The organism is Salegentibacter sp. T436 (genome assembly GCF_001932675.1).
Classification (GTDB): domain Bacteria; phylum Bacteroidota; class Bacteroidia; order Flavobacteriales; family Flavobacteriaceae; genus Salegentibacter; species Salegentibacter agarivorans.
In genome coordinates, this window is record NZ_CP012872.1 from 340,489 (window position 1) to 364,955 (window position 24,467).

Below are 24,467 nucleotides of genomic sequence, written 5' to 3' on the forward strand. Positions count from 1 at the left end.
GGCTTACTTATTTAATTGTTTCAAAAATTCGGTCACTATCTTAAGGTCATCGAAATCTTTACGCTCTCCATTTACCTCCTGATAGGTCTCGTGACCCTTACCTGCGATTAAAATAATGTCGTTTTCACCGGCCATTTGGCAGGCAGTTTTAATTGCCTGTTTTCTATTGGTTACCGACATAATTTTCTTAAAATTCTGCGGTTCAACCCCGGCTTCTACATCCTCAATAATTTTATCGGGATCTTCAGTTCTCGGGTTATCACTGGTAAATATCACTTTAGTACTTAAAGCCGAAGCAATATGACCCATTTTTGGCCTTTTAGATTTATCGCGATCTCCGCCGCAGCCTACAACCGTAATAAGCTCCTCGTTTTTTGTACGAATGCTATTTATGGTTTCCAGAACATTTTTTAAAGCATCTGGCGTGTGGGCGTAATCTACGATCGCCGTAATTTTCTCTTCTTTTGAAATGATATATTGAAACCTTCCACTAACCGAATTTAACTCACTAATAATCTTTAAACTTTCCAGATTTTCAAGGCCTAAAAGTTCTGCCGTAGCATAAATAGCCAAAACATTGTAAGCGTTGAAGCTTCCTATGAGGCGTGTCCATAATTCCTGGTCGTTTACTTTCAGCAATAATCCAGTGAAAGAATTTTCAAGAATTTGCGCTTTATAATCGGCGTAAGATTTTAGGGCGTAAGTATATTTTTGAGCTCTAGTATTCTGAAGCATTATCTGTCCATTCTTATCATCGGTATTGGTTAGCGCAAATGCTGAAGCCGGTAATTCATCGAAAAACCGCTTTTTTACATCGCGGTATTCAGCGAAACTGCTGTGATAATCTAAATGATCGTGGCTAAGATTGGTGAAAATTCCGCCGGCAAATTCCAGGGCGGTGGTTCTATGCTGATCTATCCCGTGCGAGCTCACTTCCATAAAGCAAAACTCCACACCTTCATCATTCATCTGCTTTAAATACTTATTGATGGTAATAGAATCTGGAGTGGTTCTCACTGCATCATAAGTGTTTTCAGCAACCATTACTTTTACCGTAGAGAGTAAACCGACTTTAAAACCTGCTTTTGTAAATAAATTATATAAAAGTGTAGCAATCGTAGTTTTTCCGTTGGTCCCGGTAACACCTACAAGTTTTAATTTTTCTGAAGGATTATCGTAATAATTTGCAGCCATAAAAGCTAAAGCCTGTTGGGCATTTTCTACTTTTATATAGGTTATTCCATTTACAATTTCCTTCGGAAATTCTTCACAAATAACCGCGAGTGCGCCCTGATTTATAGCCTGCTCAATGAAGTTATGCCCATCTGAGATACTACCCCGAATAGCTACAAAAGCATCGTTTAATTCAACCTTTCTTGAATCAAACTGAAGCTTATTTATAGTTACCGAAGTATTTCCAACCACGGCATCGATCTGTACTTTATATAATATGTCTTTTAAGACTCTCAACCTATATTTAAATTTACTTGTTGATTAGTTTTTATTTTCTGCCCTGCCGTAATTGATTGTCCGTTAACTTTTCCGGTACCATTGAAATTGACTTTTAAACCAAGGTTTTCTAAAAGCGAAACAGCATCCATAGCCGGCATCCCGGTCACATCTGGCATTACTATTTTCTCATTATCAATTTTCGCAAAATATGCATCAAAATCGTCTGTCACTTTATCATTCTGAATATCGAGGGAAGGCAGGGTATCCATTACCGGGGTATCGGTATAAATCTTTTGGGCGATTTGTTTAAAAACCGGTGCGGCAACGATATTTCCATAATATCCTTTACTCCTTTTCGGTTTATGAATAATCACAATACAGGAATATTTAGGATCTTCAGCTGGAAAATATCCCGCGAAAGAAGAGATATATCTTCCCGGTTCAATCCAGTATTCTACCTGACAGGTTCCTGTTTTTCCGGCCATAGAAAAGTTTGGCGTATAAATATTTGCAGCTGTACCTTTTTCTACAGTTTGCTGCATCATTTTTTGAAGTTTTTTAGCAGTTTCGGGAGAACAAATTCTAGGATTCATCACCTCACGTTCAACCTTTAAAATACTTTTGTCCCACTCTTTTACCTCTTTAATAAACCGCGGCTTTACCATTTCCCCATTATTGGCAATAGCATTGTAAAAGTTCAGAGTTTGCAAAGGTGTAATGGAAACTCCATAGCCAAAGGCCATCCAGGGGAGGCTTAAACCATTCCAGTTTTTATCTTTAGGATGAGGAATTCTAGGCGATCCTTCTCCTTTTATATCCAGGCCAATTTTACTATTTAAGCCCATATCGTATAACTTATCTACAAATTTGGCCGGATTGTCTTTATAACCTTCAGTAATAATTTTAGTGAATGCTGTATTGGAAGAAACCTCAAATGCCTTGGCCGCAGATATCTTTCCATAGCCACCGTGACGCGAATCCCTTACCGGCCTTCCATAATATCGTACCACACCATTTTCAGTATCTATAACCGAGCTGGTATCTATCACGCCATCTTCTAAAGCGGCGGTCATGGCCATTAGCTTAAATGTAGAGCCTGGCTCGTGCGACTCGTAAACCGCATAATTTCTTTTTTCAAAATAAGTCCCTGTTTCAGTCCGACCAAGATTAGACATTGCTTTGATCTCACCGGTTTTGGTTTCCATAACCACTACAGTACCGTGATCTGCTTCAAAATATTCAAGTTGCTTCAGTAAAGCGTGGTGCGCAATATCCTGAATATTCACATCTATAGTAGAGATCACATCATAACCATCTTTAGGCTCTACCTCATTATTATCACTTATAGGTTTCCACTGGCCTTTGGCAATTTTTTGTTTTAATCTACGGCCATCTGTTCCTCTTAAATAAGAACTAAAAGCACCTTCCAGTCCTACACGGGTAAAATAGCCATTCTCATCCTGGCGTTCGTAACCAACCGTACGCTCTCCCATTTTTCCAAGTGGATGCTCCCGAACTGTTCTTTGCTCTACAATCATTCCACCTCGGTAAGTTCCCAAATTGAACATAGGAAAGCTTTTCACTTTCATATATTCTGAATAGCCAAGATTTTTTGCAATAGTTAAATAACGCTGGCCGTTAGCTCTTGCCTGTCTTAAATATTGAGACCAATATGCTGCAGATTTCCCAAACATCTCGGTTAGGCTATTGGAAAGAGGCACTATATTTTCCTGGAAATTTTTATCTGAAACGGTAACCGCATCAAACCGGATATCGTATTTAGGAACTGAAGTTGCTAAAAGATTGCCTTTGGCATCATAAAGATTTCCACGGCTGGCGGGAATTTTAAAACTTCTTACCGTGCGCTCTTCTGCCAGGTTGCGGTAATGATCTCCTTCTACAAACTGAATATCCAGCAGCTTCACGCCCACCCCCACAGCGAAAATGAACATACAGGCCGCAACCACGTATAATCTATTCAATATGCCTTTTTCAGATGTAGCCATTTACTCCTTTATATTCACTTTTATTTTATAAGGAGGATTCTCGGAAGGTAGAATACCTCTATCTTTCATTTTTTGCGTAATTGTAGATTCCATTTTAATACGCATAAGCGCTGAACGGCGATCTACAAACTCACTTTTTAATTCTCTTACTTCTGTATGAAGTTTTGCAATTTTATGCACCTTCCTTTCTGCACTGTGCGAACTCGCAATCATAATAATAGCGAGCAGCGTACAAAAAACTATAAAGCGCCAGTTGTTTACCGCATCCCTGCTAATAAGAAAATTAGCCCGTAGTATGTTGTAAAAACCCTTTTTCATAAAGTTTCAAAAAACTATAATTTCTTAGCTACTCTTAGCTTGGCACTTCTTGCCCTGTTATTCTCCTTAATTTCTTCCGCCGAAGGCACTATAAGTCCGCCCACTTTTTTAAAGGGAACTGAAATATTTCCGTAGAAATCTTTTTCGGGTTCACCTTCAAACAATCCGCTTCTTATATATCGCTTCACCAATCTATCTTCCAGTGAGTGGTAAGAAATAAGACTAATTCTCCCATTTTTCACCACCAGCTCTTCGGTTTGCTTCAAAAACTCTTTTAAAGCTTCAATTTCCTGGTTTACTTCTATACGAATTGCCTGGTAGATCTGCGCCAGAATCTTATTTTCTTTTCCTTTAAAAAGGTGCGGTTTCAGCAAATCATTTAATTGTTCACTACTTTCTATAGCTTTTTCTTTTCTTGCTTCAACAATCAAATTCGCCAGCTTTGGCGCATTTTTTAAATCGGCATAATCATAAAACAGCTTTTTAAGCTGTTCTTCAGTATATTCATTGATTACCTCAAAAGCACTTAAATTGCTTCCCTGGTTCATTCTCATATCAAGACGCGCATCAAAACGCGTAGAAAAACCTCTTTCAGCTTCATTAAACTGATGAGAGGAAACTCCAAAATCACCTAAAATTCCATCAACTTTTTTTATTCCATAAAACCTCAAAAACCTTTTAATAAACCTGAAGTTTTCGTGAATAAGTATAAATCGCGGATCTTCAATTTTATTTTCCAGCGCATCCTTATCCTGATCGAACGCAAAAAGTTTTCCTTTTGGCCCGAGCCTGTTTAGAATTTCTCTGGAATGACCACCGCCACCAAACGTAACATCCACATACACGCCATCTTCTTTAATATTAAGACCGTCTACAGATTCTTTTAATAAAACCGGATTATGATATTGCATCTAAATCATCGTTTCCCATTACTTCTTCAGCCAATTCAGCAAAATCGTCTGAAGTTTCATCAATGGTGTTTTCGTATTTATCTTTATCCCAGATCTCTATAATATTTACTGCTGAAGAAAGCACGATCTCTTTGCTAATCCCGGCAAAAGCCACAAGATCTTTCGGAATTAAAAGTCTTCCATTTGAATCTACCTCCACCATCTTCACACCAGCCTGAAATTTTCTAATAAAATCGTTATTCTTCTTTTTGAAGCGGTTTAGCCCGTTAATTTTTTGCATTAAAACATTCCATTCCTGCATTGGATATAACTCCAAGCAAGACTGAAAAACCGAACGTTTTAGCACAAAACCATCCTGCAACATAGGCGCAAGCTGCTTTCTTAACGCCGAAGGGACCATTAACCGGCCCTTGGCATCTGCTTTACATTCGTATGTTCCTATGAGGTTTACCACTTCTATACTTTATAGAGTCAAATATATTGAAAATTTTACCACATTTTACCACTTTCTACCACTTTGTTGATAAGTTTCTCCACTGTATTTAGCTGAAAGACTATCAAATAGCGCTATTTGTTTAGGTTTCAGAGGCTTGGTTTTTATTGTGCTTTTAGTGTTAAAAAATTTAATTTTTGAGGCAGAAATGCATTTCTTAAATGGCTTTGCTATTTCTCAAAAATGATTATACTTGTAATGAAATCGCTATATTTGCGATTGCTAACCGCAAAGCCAATCAATGAAGAATAATTTAAGGCAAGAGGGAAAGTTTACGTACCTGGAGCAAGGAGAAGGAACCCCGATAGTTATTTTACACGGACTTATGGGCGGTTTAAGTAACTTTGATGGGGTTACAGAGTATTTTCCGAAGCATGGTTATAAAGTGGTAATTCCAGAACTACCCCTCTATTCCATGTCGCTACTTAAAACCAGCGTACAGACTTTTGCTAAATATTTAAAAGAATTTGTAGATTATAAAGGTTACGATAAAGTAATCCTGTTGGGAAACTCTCTTGGCGGGCATATTGCTCTACTGGCTACTAAATTATATCCTGAGATAGTTAAAGGGCTGGTAATTACCGGGAGCTCGGGACTTTATGAAAATTCTATGGGTGAGAGCTATCCGCGCCGTGGTGATTACGAATTTATAAAGAAAAAAGCACAGGATGTTTTTTACGATCCTGAAGTTGCAACAAAAGAAGTGGTAGACGAGGTTTACGAAACGGTAAGCGATCGTAACAAATTGGTAAAAACCCTTGCTATTGCAAAAAGCGCCATAAGACACAATATGGCCAAAGATTTACCAAAAATGAAAACCCCAACCTGTATAATTTGGGGAAAAGACGATAATGTTACTCCGCCCGAAGTTGCTGAAGACTTTCAGCGTTTACTTCCCGATGCCGATCTGTACTGGGTAGATAAATGCGGCCACGCTGCAATGATGGAACACCCAATTGTTTTTAATGAATTGCTTCACGCCTGGCTGAAAAAACGGAATTTTAAATAAGAAAGTTTAAAGATTTAAAGCTTCTTTTTAGGTCTCTTTCAAATATTACTTTTAAACATTTTAAGATGAAAATTAAGTCGGCTGAATTTGTGGTGAGCAATACGCGGGTAAATCAATGCCCTGATAGCAAACTGCCCGAATACGCTTTTATTGGCCGCAGTAACGTTGGTAAATCTTCTTTGATAAATATGCTTACCGGCAGGAAAGCACTTGCTAAAACCTCGGCAAAACCCGGGAAAACACAACTTATTAATCATTTTTTGATCAATAAGAACTGGCACCTTGTAGATTTACCTGGTTATGGTTATGCAAAGGTTTCAAAATCTACTAAAAGGACTTTTCAGAAATTCATCACCAAATATTTTGAGGATCGAGCGCAAATGATATGTGCTTTTGTACTTATAGACAGCAGGCACGAACCTCAACCTATAGATATGGAATTTATGCAGTGGCTTGGCGAACACAACGTTCCCTTCTGTATAATTTTTACCAAAGCCGATAAAATGAAGCCCAAAGCCCTGGAAAGAAACATTAATAATTACCAGGATAAAATGCTGGAAGTATGGGAAGAGATGCCTGAATTCTTTGTAAGCTCTGCTACCTCAAAATTGGGACAGGATGAGATTTTAGATTATATTGAAGCAATAAATACCGAGTTAAATTCTTCTAATTCTCCCAAATAATCAATTAAAGTTTTTCTTCAACCAAATTAATTAGGTCTTCCTCATTTTGAATTCTTTCTAACTCTTCAGTAGAAATAAATATTCCCATTTCGCCTTCATCTTCCCACAAAACTATAGGAAACGTGTATTTATACCCGAATTTTGAAGCATATCGCTTCTGAAATTCGTCTATATGCAAAAACTCCATTTTTACTTCTGAAGCCAGCCTATAATTTTTCCACCTTGAATTTTCCGATAAAATGCCGTGGGTAACTTTGCAAATACTGCAGGCATAAGTATTAGGCCTAATTAATTTATGCAGCGCATCCAGCACCACGTGGCGGGTACCGGAATACGCGTTATATACAAAAATGAGTTTTTCCACTCGGTAATCCAGATTTAATGCACCGTCACGGAAGTATTATTTCTATATACTTCATAAACTTGCTTCAAGGTAGTTTACTTTTGAGTGATTTCAAGCTTTTCAGCAAAATAATCGCAAAAATCTTTCATTGTAGCAGTCATTTTTTCATCCTGGGTGGCACGGTTAAAAGTATCACTCATAGAAACCAGGGTTTGATGAAAGAATTTCTTCATTTCGTCTACCGGCATATCTTTGGTCCAAAGATCTATACGCAGTGTTTCCTGCGATTTGCTGTCCCAAACCGAAAGCATTAAAGCTTTGGCTTCTTCTTTATAAACGTTGCCATCTTCGGCACTCCAGGTAATTCCTTCCGGCACACGATTTTCATCGGTAACTACTTCTATGTTTATTTCTGATTTTTTAAATTCTGACATTACTTTCTTGGTTTAAAATTCGCTTTATTAAATATCGTTTCGGCATCGGTTTTTATCATTTCTTCTAAAGATGCATCGGTTTTTTTCATATAACTACGCACAATCTGCCAGCCAATATACTGGCCAAGTCTGTCGGGAGATTCGGCATCAAGTTGCAGGTAGAATTTTGAAAAAGGTGCAGGATATAGAAACCGCGAATAAAGTTCGGTATCGGTATCAAAAAACAATTCATTTTCTACAAAATACCGCCACATTTGCGCTTCATTCTTTTGGGCCCAATTGAGCTCTTCTTCAGTATATCCTATTTTTTCAGCATCAGTTACTTCAGGAATAAACTTATCTTTTAAATACAATAACTTGCCATAATATACCATATGGGCAAGAAAAGTTCTGGAACGCGGCCTTTCTACATATTTTTCGGCATACGCATTGGCAACATCCGGGATTATCTGGTCTTTTCTAAAATTCTTTTTTAAAAAATCCTGGATCCCAATATAAAAATGATGCTCTTCCCCTAAATAAGTATCCAGTGAAATAAATAAATAATCATCCTGAAGAATCACCTTGTTTTTATAATCCACTTCAGAGGTTAGCGTAAATACTTTTGGCGCCTCAAACTCGGGGAAATAATATTTTATATGCTGAAAAAGACTGTGAATTTCGGCCTTTTGATTTTCAAAAGAAGGAAAAGCCTTAGCTACTTCGGCATCTATTTCCTGCTGAATGGTATCGGTAAGTTTATAAATCCAAACGCTATCTGAAAACTGCTGTGGGAATAAGAACGGATATTCCTGTTTTAAATCCATAAGTTTTTGCGGCGTGGCTTCGGCAAATTGCCTGTCAAAACGAACCACTTCAAAATCTACCGGCACTTTTGCAATCTCTTTTTCAATTTTAGCATCCTCATTACAGGAAACAAAAACAATTGTACAAAGCAAGAAAATTATTTTCTTATACATAGGCATTCTTTATGAAGGCTTTAACGCCCTGCCCTTTTAATAATTATGTTTAAATAGTAGATTTGTGTGCAAAGGTATTATTTACAAACTTAATCACCCAAAATTATGCAAACTGAAAAAGTGGTAGATCACATAGTTAACTGGTTAAAGGAATACGCTACAAATGCCGGAATGAACGGTTTTGTGCTTGGAATAAGCGGTGGAATTGACTCGGCAGTAACCTCAGCACTTTGCGCCAAAACTGGTTTGCGTACACTTTGTGTAGAAATGCCTATTCACCAACATACAGACCAGGTGACCAGGGCCCAAAAGCATATAGACTGGTTAAAGCAACATTATGCTAATGTTACCAACCTGGAAGTTGATCTAACTCCGGTTTTTGATGAATTTAAAAAAGCGGCTCCACAGGTTGAAGCTTCAGATACTTTAGATCTCACATTAGCAAATACCCGGGCAAGATTAAGAATGTCTACTTTATATTATTTTGCCGGCCTACATAGCTACCTGGTAGCAGGAACCGGAAATAAAGTAGAAGATTTTGGCGTGGGATTTTTTACAAAATACGGAGACGGCGGCGTAGACTTAAGCCCTATTGCCGACCTTATGAAAACTGAAGTTACTGAAATCGCTAAGTTTTTAGGAGTTACTCCTGAAATTGTAAATGCTGCACCAACAGACGGACTTTTTGGGGACAGCCGTACCGACGAAGATCAAATTGGCGCATCTTATCCCGAATTGGAATGGGCGATGAAAGAAGCCGAAAACGGAAAAACCGCTGAAGATTTTGAAGGAAGAAAACAGGAAGTTTTTAAAATTTATAAAAGTAGGCATGGGGCTAATTTACACAAAATGAAACCTATCCCGGTGTGCAATATTCCCGTTAATCTTAAAAAGTAATCTTTTTATCGATTATTGTACTCAAAAAACGGAAGTAGAGGGAAAATCGGTTATTTTTAATAGTATATACGCGCTTGTCCTACCCCGGCGTGTTTTTTAACCAACCTTTTATTATGAGTACAGTATTAATTGCAGATCACCACCCTGTGGTGCATGAGGGTATCAGGTGTATCCTTAGAAAAAACCCGGCGCTTGAGTTAGTAGGCAGCGTACATAGCGGGATGGAGCTGTACGGATTTTTAAGCGAAAGCCAACCAGATGTTTTAATTATAGAAATTGACCTTCCCGAAATAAACGGGATTAACGCGCTTCGCACCATTAAAACCGATTATTCAAAAGTAAAAATTCTCGTTTGTACCGGTCATCCTGAAGAAGTTTATGCGTTAAGCGCTATAAAAGCGGGAGCGGCAGGTTATATTTCTAAACTTGCAAAACCAGAAGAACTGGAAAAAGCCATTTACCAGGTAGCCAGAGGCGGAATTTATCTCAACAAAAAAATTACCGATAAACTAAACGCAGGGATGTCTCCCGGAAGAAATTTAATCGCAAAATTTAAGAAACTTTCTACACGCGAATCTGAAGTTTTAAACCTTATCGCTTCCGGAAAACGAAATAAAGACATTGCCGAGGCACTTTCTATTAATGAAAAAACGGTAAGTACTTATAAAACCAGGCTACTTAAAAAATTACAGGTAGACAATATTGCCGATCTTATTACCAGATCAAGATTATTACAAATAAATACTACATAACGCGATTAAGCTTCTCTGAGAGAACCTTCTTCAAACTAAGATAATCTTTTACGTCTTCAAGAACATGTTGGGTGTCCTGCTCTTCAGCTGGAGTTTTTACCTTTTCTGAAAGTTCGTTTATTTTTTGATTTATTAAAAATCTGCGCAGCGAGAGGATGGTTTCACTAACGTGCCTTGAAATAGTTTCGGTTTTTGCTTTCACAAAAATGTTTTGCCGATCCCATTCATGCAATTTATATTGCTCTTCCTCCATTAAAATTGAAGTGATCTCAGAAGCCTGCTCCGGATCTATATCATTAATAAAATTCTTAACTTCAAATTTTTCTTCACTATTTAGCCGAGCCATTAATTCAGTATAAATATCCCTGAATTTAGGATTGGTAAAAGCAATTTCATCTTCCTGCAGGTCTAAAAATATTTTCTCAAAAACTCTTGTTCTTTGTATTTCCTTTTCTAAACCCAGCTCCCCGTCTTCTTTTTCTTTAAGCACCAGATCTTCAAAATCTTCCTCCACAGTTCCATACTGAAGCAGCAGACTAATAATTTTTTTCTCAAGCTCGTATTGCTCGTCTACTTTAGCTGCCTTTGGTTGCGGTTCTTCTTTAACTACATCAAAAGATTTCTTTTTCTGCTGTTGTTGAGGAGAAGTTCTTCCACTTTTCGCATTGAGCTGTGCAAGGCTGGAAAACAATACATTTTCAGAAATATCCATAATTCGGGAACATTCCTGTAAATAAACTTCCTGCTGAATAGTATCTGGAATCTTCGAAATACTATTTACTATATCCCGAATTAATTCTGCTTTCTTGACCGGATCTTTCTTCGCTTCTTCCATTAGTAAGGAAGCTTTATAACTAATAAAATCCTGTGCGTTCTCTTGAAGATATTCAGCTAAAGCTTCATCTGAATTATTCTTTGCAAAACTATCGGGATCCTCACCTTCAGGGAAAGTACAAACCCGCACATTCATTCCCTGCTCCAGGATTAGGTCTATTCCGCGGAGCGAAGCTCTTATTCCAGCGGCATCACCATCAAAAAGTACAGTAATATTTTTGGTAAGTCTGTTAATTAAGCGAATTTGTTCAGGAGTTAATGCAGTTCCTGAAGAAGAAACTACATTTTCAATCCCACTTTGATGAAACTGAATTACATCGGTATAACCTTCAACCAAAAAACAATTATCTTCTTTGGCGATGGCTTGTTTCGCAAAATTTATCCCGTATAAAACCTTACTCTTATGGTAAATATCACTCTCGGGTGAATTCAGGTATTTTGCCGCCTTTTTTTCATTGGTAAGAATTCTACCTCCAAATCCTAACACCCTGCCAGACATAGAATGAATAGGGAACATCACTCTTCCTTTAAATCGATCAAACTGCTTTTCGCCTTTTACAATGGTAAGTCCGGTTTTTTCCAGGTATTCCAATTTGTAGGCCTCAGCGAGCGCTTCTTTAGTAAAATCGTCCCATTCGTCTAAAGAATAGCCAAGTTCAAACTTTTTGACGGTTTCTAAAGTGAAACCACGCTCCTTGAAATAGCTTAATCCAATAGCTTTCCCTAAATCGGTTTTATGCAGGTTTTTCTGAAAATGTTTATTAGCAAATTCTGAAACCAAATACATGCTTTCCCGCTCATCGGCTTGCTGTTTTTGCTCGTTGCTTTGCTGGGTTTCCTCGATCTCAATTCCGTATTTTTTAGCGAGGTATTTTATGGCTTCAGGATAGGTGAAATGTTCGTGCTCCATAAGGAAAGCAACGACGTTTCCACCCTTTCCGCTTGAGAAATCCTTCCAGATCTGTTTTACGGGAGAAACCATAAAACTTGGCGTTCGCTCATCACTAAACGGACTTAAACCCTTAAAATTAGATCCTGACTTTTTTAGCTGAACAAAATCACCAATAACCTCCTCTACCCGGGCGGTTTCAAACACATTGTCTATAGTGGATTTTGAGATCAAATTGATGTTGTTTAAGCGGTTAGACCCCACAGGTTTTGGAAACCTATGGGGTCTGTAAATTCAAAACAAAATTACAATTTAAAATTGGCTAATCAACATCAAACCGAAGTCCTAAAGAAAAGTTGTGTAATTCCCAGTTTGGGTCCTGAAAAATTGGATTTAGATCGTATTTCCCGTAGAGCGTGGCGCCACCCCAGCCCAGGTAAGCACTCAATCCGTAAACCAAATCGTTAGTATTATAATTGTTTTTAAGCTTCTCCTTCACCTTATCGCCATCATCCTTATACTTTAGTTTTTGGCGTTCCCCAATATTAAAACCGGCATAACCACCAAATCCAATTTTCAGCATTTTATAGGTAGAAAAATGTAACCGATCTTCGGTTTCGGTTTTTGTAGAAGGACCAATTTCAAAATGAACCGGAACTACCAGGTTGTCCATTCTAAATTTAGATTTATCAAGATCTAATGCGAATTCCTGCAGGTAAGTTTCGTCTCCATCTTCTACAAAAATGCGATTATCGGTAGGTTTTAATCCATTAAATTGAAAAGAAAGTCCGTAACGAATGCGCAACCAGTTTGTTTCTTTAAAAACCCGTGTTTTCCACGCCCAACCAAGTTCAAAAAATCGGCTACCTCCCAATTTAAAATCTGAATCGTTGAGAGATTGGCCTTCTTCCAGGGCATTATTAAAACCGGCAGCGACTACCAAATCACTGGTGGTACGTTTATCGTATTTCTTCTTTGTATTAATATTAATATCCAAGACTTTTCCCTTACCGCCAATTGCAATATAATTTCCAGAAGAATCATTTCTATCCCTCAGTTCCATTTCATTCTCCAAAATGGCTATTTTATTTTCAATATTTTTTGCGTGCTTTTCAGCGTATTCTTTCTTTTGTTTTTCGGCTTCTTCTTTAGTGATTTCACTTCTTTCCAGTTGGCCGTTTATACGCTCAATCTGGTATTTTAGTTTTGTTTTCTCCTTTTCAATAATTTCAGCTTTTTGCTTTTCAAAAAATTCTCTGGCTTTCTCATCTGAAGATATTTCTGTCTCTGCAGAAGCAACTTCTTGGGCAGAAACCTGCTGATGCGCAAAACTAAATACTAAAAGCGCGACGTAAAAAGTAAGTGTTTTCATAATAATTGATTTTGATGTTTGATGAATGACCCGTTGGTGGGATTTTGATGATTAATAGTTTCTATTGGCAACCGCAGTTTTAGCCTTGAGATATCCTTCTTTTAAAACTTCAAAAACTTTTGCTTTAAAAGATTGGTAAATCTCGTCTTCTACTTCGGCCAAAAGTGCATTGGCACTAATCTCGTTATTTGAATTGTAAAATTGCGACCTGTCTCTTTCCCTACTTATTTCTGAAGCCGCCTGGGCTAATAACGCGTCTACTTCATCTTCAGAGATTTTATCATTTTTGCTAGTGGCCGCAATCACTTCTTCAAGTTTAGATTGAATTAATTTTTCTTCTAAAATTGGAGGTTCCAAGCTTATTGGCTCTAAAACAACAGCTTCTTTATATCTATTTTCTTCGAAAATTGGCGTTTCAGCATTCTCTTCTTCTACTGAAATTTCAGGTACTACTACAATATCATTTTTCGTATTATTTTCAGTTGAAATTTCTTCCTCCTTTTTAATTTCTTCAGAAGCTATTTGTGTCTTATTTTCTTGCGTAAATTCTTGTTTTACTTCAGGTTTTTTTATGATCTCGTTTACCGGTTCTTCAACAACCTGCGGACTTTCGTAAAAATTGTTATTCCACATAAAAGTTCCTGCAATTAATAGCACTGCCACTGCAGCGGCAATATATTTCCAGGGGGTTGGAGAGGTTTTGTGTGCTTCAGCATCTAATTTAGCCTCCAACTTTTCCCAGCTTTGGGCAGAAGGCTTAATTTCCCTTTTTCCTAATATTTCCCTGGTGTTTTCTTCGAATTTATTTAATTCCATAATCCGATGTGTTTTGTGTATTTAACTGCTCCTGCAACATTTTTCTCGCTTTAGATAATTGCGATTTTGAAGTCCCTTCGGTTATCTTCAGCATTTTCGCAATCTCGGCGTGCTTATATCCTTCTACCGCATACATAACAAAAACCATCCTGTAGCCTTCCGGCAAATTGTCTATGAGGTTTTGAATATGTGCCACGTTTAGCTCTGTATTCATTTCTTCAGAAAAACCAGTGTCTGCGATTTCTTCGTTACTAAAAACAATTTTCTTTTGTGATCTTAAAAAAGAAATTGATTCCCTCACCATAATTTTTCTTATCCAGCCTTCAAAACTTCCTTTGGATTCAAAATCTTTAAGGTGGGTGAAAACTTTTAGAAATCCGTTAAGCATAACTTCTTCGGCGTGGTGCATATCCTTTATATACTGCCGGCAAACGCTAAGCATTTTTCCCGAATGCAACTCATATAATTCGCGCTGCGCCTTACGGTCTTTTTTAGCCGCACGCTTTATTAATTGAGTTTCGTTTTTAAAGAGTTGAATTACTTTCACCCGATTTTTCTAATTAAAAGGCCTTCTATTTACATAGACGCAGGAAAGTTACAAAAGGTTGCCTGTACCTTGATTATTTTTTAAAAAATTAGTTTCGCGGCGAATTCTTGTATCTTTGCAGCACAATCTTTTTTATGTCTGAACAGAAGCTTACCCGAATAAATAAATACTTAAGTGAAATAGGTTACTGCTCACGCCGCGCGGCTGATAAACTCATAGATCAGGGCCGGGTGACCATTAATGGAGCTGTACCCGAAATGGGCACCAAAATTGGTCCCGATGATGTGGTAAAAGTAGACGGGAAAACGGTTTCTGATGCAGAAAAAAAAGAACCAAATGTTTATATCGCCTTCAATAAACCGGTAGGCATTGTTTGCACCACCGATACCCGTGTGGAAAAAGACAATATTATTGATTATATAAATTATCCGAAAAGAATTTTTCCTATTGGCAGACTGGATAAACCCAGTGAAGGACTTATTTTTCTTACCAACGATGGGGATATTGTTAATAAGATTCTACGCGCCAGGAACAACCACGAGAAGGAATATATAGTTTCAGTCAATAAACCCATTACTCCAGATTTTATTAGAAGAATGGGCAATGGAGTACCTATTTTGGGAACCACCACTAAAAAATGCGAAGTAGAGAAATTAGGAAAGAATGATTTCAGAATTATACTTACCCAGGGACTAAACCGACAAATTCGTAGAATGTGTGAGTTTTTAGGTTATGAAGTTACCGCGCTTAAACGCATTAGAATTATGAATGTTAGCCTGGACGTCCCGGTGGGGCAATGGCGTGACCTTACCCAGGAAGAACTTAATACCATCAACCACATGGTAGACGAATCCAGCAAGACAGAAGAAGCTTCCCGTCTTAAAGCTTCTGCTTTAAAATCTAAAACAAAACTGCGATCTGGCAAAAGACCTCGTAAAGATTAAATCTTAACACATTATTAGCGCTGTGGCTTGCCCGCATGTTAAGATTACTTGTTAATTTTAATAGCGTATAATAATGTAATTCTATTAAGATTTATGAAGGTACAACCGTTTCATTTAGCAATCCCGGTATCAAATTTAGAAAAAGCCAGGAAATTTTATAAAGAAACCCTGGGTTGTGGCGAAGGCCGCAGCAGTGATCATTGGGTAGATTTTAATTTTTTCGGGCACCAATTGGTAATTCATTATAAACCGGCTAACGAAACCGAAAAAGCACATAGCAATCCTGTAGATGGTAAAGATGTGCCTGTACCGCATTTTGGAGTAGTTCTGGAATGGGAAGTATTTCAGGAATTTGCTAATTTATTACGATCAAAAAATATTGATTTTGAAATTGAGCCTTACATCCGTTTTGAGGGCCAGGTAGGGGAACAAGCCACAATGTTTTTTAAAGATCCCAGCGGAAATGCACTGGAATTCAAAGCCTTTAAAAATAAAGAACAACTATTTGCAAAATAACCAACCAAGCACAAAAATATGGATAGATTAAAACCGGCACTGGTACGGCAAATTTTCGTACTAATGCTCATTATCTTTTTAACGGTTTTAATTTTTAAAGAAATTATCCCATACCTCTCGGGGGTTTTAGGGGCAATTACTTTATACGTTCTTTTGCGCAATTGGATGAAAAAATTACTGGCCAGGGGTTGGAAACCTCCGGTAGCAGCAGCGCTCTTAATGGCGGGATCTTTTGTAGGTATCCTGGTGCCTATTATACTAATTGTAGTAATGCTTACTTCTAAAATTAGTAAAGCGGTTGCAAACTCTGAACGTGTCATTAGGGCCGTTAAAGAACAACTTACCGAAGCTGAAACCTATATAGGTTATAGTTTAAGTGAGTCTATAGATACCTCTTCTGTAACAAACTGGATGTCTGGAAACCTGCAAAGTTTGGCAGGCGGCACATTTAATGCCTTTATTGCTATTGGTATTATGTATTTTATGCTTTACTATATGCTGGTTAAAAGAGAGTCTATGAAATCTTCTCTTATTTCTTATATCCCGCTTGGGAATGATAACCTGGAGATAATTGCACAAGAAAGTGATCAACTTGTTAAATCTAACGCATTGGGTATTCCGCTGGTGGCTATATTCCAGGGAATTATTGCACTTATTGGATACTTAATTTTTGGTGTACCAGATCCTTTCTTTTGGTTTGTAATAACCGCCATAGGATCTATGATTCCTTTTATAGGTACGGCAATTGGTATTCTCCCGGTAGTAATACTGTTAATAGCCCAGGGCGATAACTGGCAGGCCATTGCAATGCTAATCTACGGCTTTGTTGTAGTTGGTTCTACCGATAATATTATTAGACTTTATATCCTGGATAGACTCGCCGCTGTGCATCCGCTAATCACCCTTTTTGGTGTAATTGTTGGAGTACAGCTGTTTGGTTTTATAGGATTAATTTTTGGGCCTTTGCTTATTTCCCTGTTTTTATTAATTCTGAAAATTTATAAAAAGGAATACGGAAATGCCCACGACCGACTTTAAAAAATAACTACTAACCACAAAATGAAGAATTATGAATATGTTTAGTAAAAAGAAAGAAGAAATTGATGAGAAATACCTAAAAAAAGGAGCTACTCAAATTAAAGATGGCGATATTGATATTGCCGTAAAAAATCAAAAAGAAATTGATGATAAAATTAATAATTCTGGTGCTTTAAGAAAATATACTGAGCTGGGAAAAGTGATGTTTGGGATGCTAAAAGATTACCGAAAAGGTGTTTACAAAGATATCCCGTGGTTTTCTATAGCCGCCATAGCTTTTGTGCTCCTGTACGTGCTTAATCCGTTAGATATAGTACCCGATTTTCTGCCCGGAATTGGTTATGTAGATGATTTTGCGCTACTGACCATTACCTTAAGATTTATTGAAACTGACCTTCATAAATATTTAGATTGGAAATTAGAAGAAGATTAGTTTCTATTTTTTTCTGAATCCCAATCAATGAAAAAGTCCTGTTAAATCTACTAAATGTAAGATCTAACAGGACTTTTTTTTATACTGAAAACCTGCTTAAACAGATCTGGCTTTACTGTTTTCTTTTGCTCTTTTCTTATGTCTTTCTGTAGCAAGCAAAGTGTTTTTAAGCAACATTGAAACCGTCATTGGTCCTACTCCACCAGGCACAGGCGTTATATAAGAGGCACGTTTACTTACATTATCAAAGTCTACATCACCTTTAATTACATAGCCTTTTTCCGCTTCATCATTTGGCACCCTGGTAATTCCAACGTCAATAATTACTGCATCATCCTTAATCATTTCCGCCTTCAGAAAATCTGGAATTCCAACGGCAATTATAATAATATCCGCCTGAGAAGTTATTTGGGTAATATTTTTGGTGAATTCGTGAGTTAAAGTTACGGTTGAGTTTCCAGGGAAACCACTCCGTCCCATTAAAATACTCATAGGTCTTCCCACTATATAACTTCTACCAATAACCACGGTATGTTTTCCTTTGGTAGGAATATCATAACGCTCCAGTAATTCTAAAATACCAAAAGGAGTAGCTGGAATAAAAGACGTCATATCCAAAGCCATTTTTCCAAAGTTGGTAGGATGAAAACCATCTACATCTTTATCGGGGTCAACGGCGTTTAATACTTTTTGCGTATCAATTTGCGGAGGCAATGGAAGCTGAACAATAAATCCGTCTATATCATCATTCTGATTTAGTTCTTCAATCTTGTCAAGTAACTCCAACTCGCTTACCGTATTTGGTAATCTGTATAGAGAAGATTGAAATCCTACGCGTTTACAGGATTTTACTTTTGCATTTACATAGGTTAAGCTGGCACCGTCGTTCCCAACGATAATTGCAGCTAAATGAGGTACTTTTTCACCTCTTTTTTTAATCTTTTCAACCTCAGCAGCAATCTCATCTTTAATATCGTTGCTGGTTTTTTTTCCGTCTAAAATGATCATTATCAGTAATCTATAAGCCCCTCCCGACCTCCCCAAAGGGGAGGAGAGTTGCGATTTGTTTTTCATTAATTCCCCCCTTTGGGGGTTAGGGGGCTTTTTACTTCATTCCCTTCATCATTTGCATCATCTTCTGGCCGCCGCCACCTTGCATCATCTTCATCATTTTACCCATCTGGTTGAATTGCTTCAACAATTGGTTAACTTCCTGTACCGATGTTCCCGAACCTTTACTAATTCGTTTCTTTCGGCTGGAATTTATAACTTTTGGATTGCTTCTTTCTTCGGGAGTCATCGAGTGAATTATTGCTTCAATTCCTTTAAAGGCATCATCATCAATATCTACATCTTTCAGCATTTTTCCGGCTCCCGGAATCATTCCCATAAGGTCTTTCATAGACCCCATTTTCTTGATTTGCTGTAATTGTTTCAGGAAATCGTCAAAACCAAACTGGTTCTTGGCAATTTTCTTCTGAAGTTTTCTTGCTTCCTCTTCATCATATTGTTCCTGGGCACGTTCCACAAGAGACACCACATCTCCCATCCCAAGAATCCTATCGGCCATACGGTCTGGATAGAACACATCTAGTGCGTCCATTTTCTCACCGGTACCAATAAATTTAATAGGCTTATTAACTACAGATTTAATGGAAATCGCCGCACCACCACGAGTATCACCATCTAATTTTGTAAGGATTACCCCATCAAAATTCAACCTTTCATTAAAAGTTTTGGCTGTATTCACCGCATCCTGACCCGTCATAGAATCTACCACGAATAAAGTCTCGTGCGGTTGGATTGCTTCGTGGATATTGGATATCTCGGTCATCATCGCCTCATCTACAGCTAAACGACCCGCGGTATCTATAATAACCACATTGTGGCCATTTTGCTTAGCGTGTGCAATGGCAGCTTTAGAAATAGCAACCGGATCCTGGTTACCTTCATCTGAAAACACCTCAACGCCAACCTGCTCACCAACTACGTGTAACTGGTTGATCGCTGCAGGACGATAAACATCACAAGCAACCAAAAGTGGTTTTTTGGTCTTTTTAGTTTTTAGAAAATTAGCAAGTTTTCCAGAGAAAGTTGTTTTACCACTACCCTGTAATCCAGACATAAGAATAATAGAAGGATCTCCGGAAAGATTAATTCCTTCGGCTTCCCCACCCATTAACTGGGTAAGTTCATCCTTCACCAATTTCACCATCATCTGGCCTGGTTTCAGAGCGGTTAAAACGTCTTGACCAAGCGCTTTTTCCTTTACGGTATTGGTAAAGTCTTTGGCAATTTTATAGTTCACATCGGCATCCACCAAAGCACGTCTCACTTCTTTTAAAGTTTCGGCAACGTTTACCTCGGTAATTTGCCCGTGGCCTTTTAAAACGTGTAAGGCATTATCTAACTTATCACTTAAACTATCAAACATAATTTTTCCTATGGTTTAATTTCCCATAAAGGGTATAATTCTGCCGAGGCTCGCCCCGATATTTTGAAAACTTTTTTCAATTTAAACCTTCAGGACTTATCCCGAGGTTTTATTCTCCGTTTTTCAACGAATTGCAAATTTAATGATTTGAGCCTGAAGTGAAAACTTTTTATTTCACCTCATTTTAAATATTTAATCTATCTTTTTATTCTCCTTTCGGGGACAAGGGGGGCTTTCTACATTCTTTCTGGCACCTGGATTCCCAATAAGCCAAAAGAAGATTTTATAACATTCCCAACACTATTGGCCAATTGCACTCTTAAAATTTTTTCGGTAATATCCTCAGTACCAAGGATAGTTACATTTTGATAAAATGAATTGAATTCTTTTACCAGATCGTACGTGTAGTTAGCAATCAACGCCGGACTATGATTTTCTGCCGCCAACTGAATTGTTTCAGGATATAACTGAAGCTGCTTGATTAACGAACGTTCTTTTTCGTGAAATTCATAGCCATCGGCTACCGGTTTCTTAAAGTCGAAATCGGCTTTCCTGATTATAGATTGAATTCTCGCGTAAGTATATTGAATAAACGGACCGGTATTCCCCTGGAAATCTACAGATTCTTCAGGATTAAAGAGAATTCGTTTTTTAGGATCTACTTTTAAAATATAATATTTCAAAGCCCCTAAACCAATAATTCGGTAGAGCTCTTCTTTTTCAACTTCGGTATAACCGTCTAATTTCCCTAATTCTTCAGAAATATTTCTGGCAGTTTCGGTCATTTCAGCAATAAGATCATCGGCATCTACAACGGTTCCTTCCCTACTTTTCATTTTTCCGCTAGGTAAATCTACCATTCCGTAGCTTAAATGATATAGATAATCTGCCCAATCAAATCCGAGTTTCTTCAGAATTAAAAACAAAACTTTAAAGTGATAATCCTGTTCGTTTCCTACGGTATAAACCATCCCACTAATATCAAAATCCTTTACCCTTTGAATAGCGGTTCCAATATCCTGCGTCATATAAACAGCAGTCCCATCGCTTCGTAAAACGATTTTTTCATCCAGGCCTTCATCGGTAAGATCTATCCAAACACTACCGTCTTCTTTTTTATAAAAAACACCTTTTTCAAGTCCCTGGTTCACCACGTCTTTCCCAAGCAGGTAAGTATCGCTTTCGTAATAATTTTTGTCGAAATCCACGCCTAAAGCATCGTAGGTTTTTTCAAAGCCATCATAAACCCATTGGTTCATTTTTTCCCAAAGTGCAACCACTTCTGGATCGCCGGCTTCCCATTTTAGCAACATTTGCTTGGCTTCCACCAAAATTGGTGCTTCAGCTTTCGCGGCTTCTTCAGAAATTCCTTTGGTTTCGATTAATTCGGAAATTTCCTTTTTGTATTCCTGGTCAAACTTTACGTAGTAATTCCCAACCAGTTTATCTCCTTTTATGCCCACAGATTGGGGAGTTTCTCCATTCCCGAAGCGCTCCCATGCCAGCATAGATTTACAAATATGAATCCCACGATCGTTAATAATCTGGGTCTTATAGGCTTTATTTCCGGCAGCACTTAAAATTTCGGCAACAGAAAATCCTAAAAGTATATTCCTAATATGCCCTAAGTGCAAAGGTTTATTGGTATTTGGCGAAGAATATTCAACCATAATTCCTTTAGCATCTTCAGCGGCGGGAAGTATCCCAAAATCTTTTCTATCTTTCATTTCAATGAAGAAATCTAGAAAATAAGCATCGCTTAAAACAATGTTCAAAAAGCCTTTCACCACATTAAATCCAGAAACTTCAGCAACATTTTCAGTTAAATAATTTCCAATTTCTTCACCCAATTTCACAGGATTGGTTTTGAGCGTTTTCAGCATTGGGAAAGTCACCAAAGTAATATCTCCTTCAAAATCCTTGCGCGTAGGCTGAAATTCTAAGTGATCAATTTCAACATCATAGATCTTTTTAACAGCATCTTTTACGTGGGTAGAAAGGGTACTTTGGAGTTTCATTTTTTACTTTTATTTGTTGTTTTAAGCCCTGCAAAGATAACAGAAAATAGGCTTTTGCCTATAATTTACTCGATAATCGAGATTAAATGCACCGAGACTTGTTTCGAAATTGTAAATTATTTTTTCTTATTACTTCATGAGCATGTCCCGAAGTAATTTACTTATCTTTAAACAAAAAGCTATGTTATTAAATATCTCTTATAACCGCAGTAAAACCAAAGAGAAAATTGATAAGGAAGTTGGCAAGCCTTTTACGCTGCTTGCGCGAATGAAATTAAACGGCACAGGGTCTCCAAAACTACATATTACCGAGACCAGTATTGATATTCATAACTTATTGGTTCTGGATAATAATGCCAATACCTGTAATGTTGAAATGCGGCCCAACGGAATTATCGTGATGTTTAGGTCTTTACTGGAAACCTACGCGCTGGTTATTCCTTATTATAAACTTCATCTTTATAAGGGCAAAGCTGAAGAATATTCTATCTATAAAGATCATTCTAAAATTAAGGTAAAGGCCGATACGCCTGCGATACATAAATATTTTAAAAAGATTTTGGATTATAAAGCCGATAATGCACTTACCCAAATAGGTGATCTTTAGGTTTGTTTAGCGTTTCCCAAAAGCGAGGCCACCTATAAGAGCCAAAATACCAAAACCTATCATAGCGTAAGATTGTGTATTATCGCCGTGAGCTTCAATTTGGAGAGGTCCGGCATCGAGAGCAAATTCTGGTGTAATTAGCCGGTATAACCCATAAGCAATCATTCCAACACCAATTACTAAAAGCACTATTTTCAGGACGTTATTCATTTTATAAAGTTTTACTAATCAAAATGAAAAGTACTAATTTAATTGGTACTTTAAGCTTAAAATCTTTCTATGAGAATTCTTCTAACAGGTGCTAACGGATATATTGGGATGCGTATGCTCCCCGAACTTCTTGAAAAAGGGCACGAAGTAATTTGTGCGGTTAGAAATAAAAACCGCTTTACCTCTAACGAGGAATTACTGGAAAAAGTAGAGATCGTAGAACTCGATTTTTTAAAAGATGAAGAAGCACCAGCTATAATAAAAAATATAGATGTAGCCTATTATCTTATTCATTCTATGAGTGGTTCTACAGATAATTTTGACACGCAGGAATCCCAGGCCGCAGAAAATTTTAATAAAATTATGGCCGGCACCTCGGTGAAACAGGTAATTTATTTAAGCGGAATTATAAACGAAGAAGAACTATCCAAACATTTAAAATCAAGAAAAAAAGTTGAAGAAATCCTTTATAAAGGAAATTTTAACCTTACTGTTTTAAGGGCGGCGATTATTGTAGGCTCGGGCAGTTCTTCATTTGAAATTATAAGGGATTTATGCGAAAAATTGCCGATAATGCTCACCCCAAGCTGGGTAGAAACTAAATGCCAGCCAATTTCTATTCGGGATATTATTAAATTTCTAACCGGCGTTATTGGAAAAGAAGAATGCTATAATGAATCTTTTGATGTTGGCGGTCCAGATGTGCTCACTTACAAGGAAATGATGCTGAAATATGCCGAAGTGAGAAAACTTAAATTATGGATTTTAAGTGTTCCGATAATGTCGCCAAAATTATCTTCCTACTGGCTTTATTTTGTAACCTCAACCTCGTACAAACTTGCACAAAACCTGGTAGATAGTATGCGGGTTAAAGTAATTACCAATGACACTCGTTTACAGGAAATACTCAACATTGAACCCATTTCTTATACCGAAGCTATTGAACTGGCCTTCTATAAAATTGAACAAAACCAGGTTATTTCCAGCTGGAAAGACTCGTTAAGCAGCGGCCGTTTTCGTAAAGAATTAAATAAATACATACAGGTACCAAAATATGGATGTCTCCAGGATAAACAAGCCGCCAAAGTGGAAAATCCCGAAGAAGTACTGGAACGCATTTGGGCTATTGGCGGACTAAATGGTTGGTATTACGGAAATTGGTTATGGAAATTTCGTGGTTATATAGACAAACTTTTTGGCGGGGTGGGTTTACGCCGCGGAAGAACACACCCTAATAAAATTGCCTCAGGCGATTCTTTAGATTTTTGGCGTGTACTTTTAGCCGATAAAGAGGAAAAAAGACTCTTACTTTTTGCCGAAATGAAAGTTCCCGGCGAGGCCTGGTTAGAGTTTTGTATCGATAAAGAAAATGTGCTGCACCAAACCGCCACGTTTAGACCCAAAGGTATTTGGGGCCGGTTATATTGGTATGCAATGTATCCCTTTCACTATTTTATTTTTGAAGGAATGCTGAATAAAATTGCTAAAGGCGAACCCAAAAAACAAATAGCCTGATTCTTTCTGAATTGTTTAAATTTGAAAAAACTACCTG

General features: G+C 37.5%; 26 protein-coding genes. 10 read left to right on the plus strand and 16 right to left on the minus strand.

Features of this window, described 5'->3' with window-relative positions; translation table 11 throughout:
* Positions 1-3 precede the first annotated feature (3 nt).
* The 5 genes from AO058_RS01485 to mraZ are packed head-to-tail and all read right to left on the minus strand — an operon-like array spanning position 4 to position 5,141.
* Positions 4-1,470, minus strand: coding sequence for a UDP-N-acetylmuramoyl-L-alanyl-D-glutamate--2,6-diaminopimelate ligase (locus AO058_RS01485; protein WP_075324907.1), 1,467 nt, complete (start codon positions 1,468-1,470; stop codon positions 4-6).
* Positions 1,467-3,458 (minus strand): penicillin-binding protein, encoded by a 1,992-nt coding sequence (locus AO058_RS01490; RefSeq protein ID WP_075324908.1) that lies wholly within the window; start codon positions 3,456-3,458, stop codon positions 1,467-1,469. The genes AO058_RS01485 and AO058_RS01490 overlap by 4 nt, the downstream gene beginning before the upstream one ends.
* Positions 3,459-3,776 carry an FtsL-like putative cell division protein gene (locus tag AO058_RS01495; protein WP_075324909.1) on the minus strand — a complete coding sequence of 106 codons (318 nt, stop codon included), beginning with the start codon at positions 3,774-3,776 and terminating at the stop codon, positions 3,459-3,461. It abuts the gene before it with no gap.
* 14 nt (positions 3,777-3,790) lie between these two features.
* Complete coding sequence (rsmH, locus tag AO058_RS01500; protein WP_075324910.1) at positions 3,791-4,687, minus strand: 16S rRNA (cytosine(1402)-N(4))-methyltransferase RsmH; 897 nt, start codon at positions 4,685-4,687, stop codon at positions 3,791-3,793.
* Complete coding sequence (mraZ, locus tag AO058_RS01505; protein ID WP_075324911.1) at positions 4,674-5,141, minus strand: division/cell wall cluster transcriptional repressor MraZ; 468 nt, start codon at positions 5,139-5,141, stop codon at positions 4,674-4,676. Before mraZ ends, rsmH begins: the two co-directional genes overlap by 14 nt.
* A 280-nt stretch (positions 5,142-5,421) precedes the next feature.
* Here mraZ and AO058_RS01510 point away from each other — a divergent pair, with 280 nt between their 5' ends.
* A complete protein-coding gene (locus tag AO058_RS01510; protein WP_075324912.1) occupies positions 5,422-6,189 on the plus strand; it encodes an alpha/beta fold hydrolase in 768 nt (255 codons plus the stop codon).
* Positions 6,190-6,254: 65 nt separating this feature from the next.
* Complete coding sequence (gene yihA / locus AO058_RS01515; RefSeq protein ID WP_075324913.1) at positions 6,255-6,872, plus strand: ribosome biogenesis GTP-binding protein YihA/YsxC; 618 nt, start codon at positions 6,255-6,257, stop codon at positions 6,870-6,872.
* 4 nt (positions 6,873-6,876) lie between these two features.
* On the opposite strand, the gene AO058_RS01520 is transcribed toward yihA, so the two are convergent.
* From AO058_RS01520 to gldB, 3 genes are all read right to left on the minus strand, one after another.
* Positions 6,877-7,236: a GTPase gene (locus AO058_RS01520; RefSeq protein WP_075324914.1), complete on the minus strand. Its 360-nt coding sequence runs from the start codon at positions 7,234-7,236 to the stop codon at positions 6,877-6,879.
* Between the two features lie 74 nt (positions 7,237-7,310).
* Positions 7,311-7,649, minus strand: a complete 339-nt coding sequence (gene gldC / locus AO058_RS01525) for a gliding motility protein GldC (protein WP_075324915.1) — start codon at positions 7,647-7,649, stop codon at positions 7,311-7,313.
* Positions 7,649-8,608, minus strand: coding sequence for a gliding motility lipoprotein GldB (gene gldB, locus AO058_RS01530; protein ID WP_075327849.1), 960 nt, complete (start codon positions 8,606-8,608; stop codon positions 7,649-7,651). The genes gldC and gldB overlap by 1 nt, the downstream gene beginning before the upstream one ends.
* Positions 8,609-8,713: 105 nt before the next feature.
* Between gldB and nadE the strand changes: the two genes are divergently transcribed.
* Together nadE and AO058_RS01540 are read left to right on the plus strand one after the other, a co-directional pair.
* Positions 8,714-9,505: an NAD(+) synthase gene (nadE, locus tag AO058_RS01535; RefSeq protein WP_075324916.1), complete on the plus strand. Its 792-nt coding sequence runs from the start codon at positions 8,714-8,716 to the stop codon at positions 9,503-9,505.
* A gap of 113 nt (positions 9,506-9,618) precedes the next feature.
* A complete protein-coding gene (locus tag AO058_RS01540) occupies positions 9,619-10,257 on the plus strand; it encodes a response regulator (protein ID WP_075324917.1) in 639 nt (212 codons plus the stop codon).
* Here the strand turns inward: AO058_RS01540 and dnaG are convergent.
* The 4 genes from dnaG to AO058_RS01560 all read right to left on the minus strand — a co-directional run bounded on the left by dnaG (position 10,250) and on the right by AO058_RS01560 (position 14,715).
* The gene (gene dnaG, locus AO058_RS01545) at positions 10,250-12,214 is read right to left on the minus strand and encodes a DNA primase (protein ID WP_075327850.1); all 1,965 of its coding nucleotides are present in this window, start codon (positions 12,212-12,214) and stop codon (positions 10,250-10,252) included. The genes AO058_RS01540 and dnaG overlap by 8 nt on opposite strands.
* A gap of 88 nt (positions 12,215-12,302) precedes the next feature.
* A complete protein-coding gene (locus tag AO058_RS01550) occupies positions 12,303-13,352 on the minus strand; it encodes a YbaB/EbfC family nucleoid-associated protein (RefSeq protein ID WP_075324918.1) in 1,050 nt (349 codons plus the stop codon).
* A 51-nt stretch (positions 13,353-13,403) separates the two neighbouring features.
* Positions 13,404-14,168 (minus strand): hypothetical protein, encoded by a 765-nt coding sequence (locus AO058_RS01555; RefSeq protein WP_075324919.1) that lies wholly within the window; start codon positions 14,166-14,168, stop codon positions 13,404-13,406.
* The gene (locus AO058_RS01560) at positions 14,155-14,715 is read right to left on the minus strand and encodes an RNA polymerase sigma factor (protein WP_075324920.1); all 561 of its coding nucleotides are present in this window, start codon (positions 14,713-14,715) and stop codon (positions 14,155-14,157) included. Before AO058_RS01560 ends, AO058_RS01555 begins: the two co-directional genes overlap by 14 nt.
* Before the next feature lie 134 nt (positions 14,716-14,849).
* Between AO058_RS01560 and rluF the strand changes: the two genes are divergently transcribed.
* The 4 genes from rluF (at position 14,850) to AO058_RS01580 (ending at position 17,646) form a co-directional block, all read left to right on the plus strand.
* On the plus strand, positions 14,850-15,659 hold the full coding sequence (gene rluF, locus AO058_RS01565) for a 23S rRNA pseudouridine(2604) synthase RluF (protein WP_075324921.1): 810 nt from the start codon (positions 14,850-14,852) through the stop codon (positions 15,657-15,659).
* 93 nt (positions 15,660-15,752) lie between these two features.
* On the plus strand, positions 15,753-16,175 hold the full coding sequence (locus AO058_RS01570; protein ID WP_075324922.1) for a VOC family protein: 423 nt from the start codon (positions 15,753-15,755) through the stop codon (positions 16,173-16,175).
* A gap of 18 nt (positions 16,176-16,193) precedes the next feature.
* A complete protein-coding gene (locus AO058_RS01575) occupies positions 16,194-17,213 on the plus strand; it encodes an AI-2E family transporter (RefSeq protein WP_075324923.1) in 1,020 nt (339 codons plus the stop codon).
* Between the two features lie 31 nt (positions 17,214-17,244).
* On the plus strand, positions 17,245-17,646 hold the full coding sequence (locus AO058_RS01580) for a YkvA family protein (RefSeq protein WP_317040656.1): 402 nt from the start codon (positions 17,245-17,247) through the stop codon (positions 17,644-17,646).
* A 96-nt stretch (positions 17,647-17,742) separates the two neighbouring features.
* On the opposite strand, the gene AO058_RS01585 is transcribed toward AO058_RS01580, so the two are convergent.
* The 3 genes from AO058_RS01585 to argS all read right to left on the minus strand — a co-directional run bounded on the left by AO058_RS01585 (position 17,743) and on the right by argS (position 22,098).
* Positions 17,743-18,654, minus strand: coding sequence for a bifunctional 5,10-methylenetetrahydrofolate dehydrogenase/5,10-methenyltetrahydrofolate cyclohydrolase (locus AO058_RS01585; protein WP_075324924.1), 912 nt, complete (start codon positions 18,652-18,654; stop codon positions 17,743-17,745).
* Between the two features lie 97 nt (positions 18,655-18,751).
* Positions 18,752-20,080: a signal recognition particle protein gene (gene ffh / locus AO058_RS01590; RefSeq protein ID WP_075324925.1), complete on the minus strand. Its 1,329-nt coding sequence runs from the start codon at positions 20,078-20,080 to the stop codon at positions 18,752-18,754.
* A 236-nt stretch (positions 20,081-20,316) separates the two neighbouring features.
* Positions 20,317-22,098: an arginine--tRNA ligase gene (argS, locus tag AO058_RS01595; RefSeq protein ID WP_075324926.1), complete on the minus strand. Its 1,782-nt coding sequence runs from the start codon at positions 22,096-22,098 to the stop codon at positions 20,317-20,319.
* 181 nt (positions 22,099-22,279) lie between these two features.
* Between argS and AO058_RS01600 the strand changes: the two genes are divergently transcribed.
* Positions 22,280-22,705: a hypothetical protein gene (locus AO058_RS01600; protein WP_075327852.1), complete on the plus strand. Its 426-nt coding sequence runs from the start codon at positions 22,280-22,282 to the stop codon at positions 22,703-22,705.
* 6 nt (positions 22,706-22,711) lie between these two features.
* Here the strand turns inward: AO058_RS01600 and AO058_RS01605 are convergent, their stop codons facing one another.
* The gene (locus tag AO058_RS01605; RefSeq protein ID WP_075324927.1) at positions 22,712-22,915 is read right to left on the minus strand and encodes a hypothetical protein; all 204 of its coding nucleotides are present in this window, start codon (positions 22,913-22,915) and stop codon (positions 22,712-22,714) included.
* Positions 22,916-22,984: 69 nt separating this feature from the next.
* On the opposite strand from AO058_RS01605, the gene AO058_RS01610 reads away from it, so the two are divergent.
* Positions 22,985-24,430, plus strand: coding sequence for an SDR family oxidoreductase (locus AO058_RS01610; protein ID WP_075324928.1), 1,446 nt, complete (start codon positions 22,985-22,987; stop codon positions 24,428-24,430).
* Positions 24,431-24,467: the final 37 nt, after the last annotated feature.